Genomic DNA, 1858 nt, shown 5'->3' with positions numbered 1-1858 from the left:
CTCGGAAGTCTCGAAATTATTGAGGTCCTCGACTTTTAAGGATGATGTTGTTGCCGACGCGCCGATTTCATAATATATTTTATCGCCAAAACGAGGATGTAATCGAAGCGACACCTTGTTTGTTTCCTCATTTTCATTTTTAACCGTAAAGGATACGCCGGTAGGTTCTTTTGCAAAGGGTCCCTTTTCCACATAATAGCCATGTTCCCGCCACAAATCCTTCTGTTTACAATCTGCAAGCAGGTTATCCAGGGTGCGCGGATGGACCCATGTCCAGTTTGTTTCCGTTGCCGCCCGGTCTTTAATTTCCGACCAGCGCATTTCTTTTCGGGTAAAAAGCCGCTGTTCGCATTTACGGCGCAGGGTATCGTCAAGCGGCTTGTTGGAGAATTTTTGCTTTTCCTTAAGTAAATTTTTCACCTGTTCCTCGCCATTGTAGTTATTGTCCGTAAACTGCATATTAAAATCACTGCTCCGGATACTGTCGCCCATTGGATAATAAAGGGTTGAGAAGGTTTGCTGGGCTGCACTGAGTACCGCAGTGATCTTTTTAATCCGTGTGTCTTGCGCCAAGAGGTATTGTTGATTATCCTCCGGCACTTTTTCATCATGCATATTGGCGATAATTTTTTCGATGGCTTTTAATTGTTTAGCAGCCTCATACAAGCGAGCCATCGTATCCCGACTACCGGATAAGAACATCACCCGGTTTTTATAAAGCGCATCATTGTAGAACCGCTCCAGGCTCGGATGAAGCCCTGCTCCTGTGTAAGGTTCAAACAAGATGAGTGAAATTTTATCCGCAGATAGCATGATTTCATCAATTGCGGGGAATATCAACAGGTTTTGATAGCAATCCCCCACAAGAGGTTTAAACTTCTCAGCCAGAAACGTTTTAAGCGTTGTTGTTCTGACCGTTTCATTGTCATATTGTTCAACCAATGAATGCAGTTCGGCTATCATATTCTTGACATTTTTGAAAAGCAATTTCCCGTCCTTATCATGTTCCAGGTACCATGCTCTGGCTTGAAACTCATCAAGCGCTCTTTTCAGGCCGGCAATATCCCTGCCCGGCTCGCACAGATCACCGATAATTTCCTGCAAAGTAAGCCCTAATAATGCATTGGGAACATTCGCCAACGAAGAAACCAAGATCAGTTTACTAACATCTCCGACAAGTTCTTGTTGGTACTGAGCATCGATTTCCTCGGCGATCGCTTTGCCATTCGCCGCGATATCGTGGGCGATAGCGTTGGATAATTCCTGCTTAATCTGGGTCACTGTTGTCAGCATCGCTCGGTCGTTCAAGTCAAAGTCAAAAACATTTACCAGGTATTTGCTCTTGGCTTTGCAGTGATCCCCAGTATAAATGCCCGCCATGATCTGTCGCATCAGCCTTATAAGCCCTCTTGTTTGTTGGAAACCGGAGTTTTCTTTAAAACGTGCATATAAGTCACGAATTGACGGATGGAAGGGGTACGAATCTTTCACGCCCGTATAGATATGATCAGGCGAGATGTTGGTTAATCCCATCTGTTTGGCTTTCGCCACCTCGTCCTTATAAGCAATTGCAACAAGGTTGATTTCCTCGGCTTTTGGCAGGGAGGAAAATAGCCTTTTTTTCAAGATATGGTACACTTCATCAGAGCCGCTGCCAACTGGTTCAATATTTAAAGCACTGCGATTGACTTCATTCTCAAGGTTTTTGAAGGCGCCTCGAATAAGCTCGCTCCCGCTTTCATATGCCGCTTTCAAATCTGAAATAACCAGGCACACATTGGCAAGCTGGGCCTTACCAAGTGCGGAAAACAGGTTGGCAAGCGCAGTTGAGGTAACAGCGCATAAATCCGAATTGCCT

1 protein-coding gene is annotated in these 1858 nt (G+C 44.9%); it reads right to left on the bottom strand.

What is annotated here, in order from left to right; genetic code table 11:
- Positions 1 to 1858, bottom strand: a 1858-nt coding sequence (locus AC6I5A_RS00275; RefSeq protein ID WP_034610332.1) for a DUF499 family protein, incomplete at both ends; no start/stop codon positions are given.

This window comes from Desulfosporosinus sp. Tol-M2 (assembly GCF_059735615.1).
The sequence above is the reverse complement of the archived record's forward strand: the minus strand, read 5'-3'. Positions and strand labels throughout refer to the sequence as shown.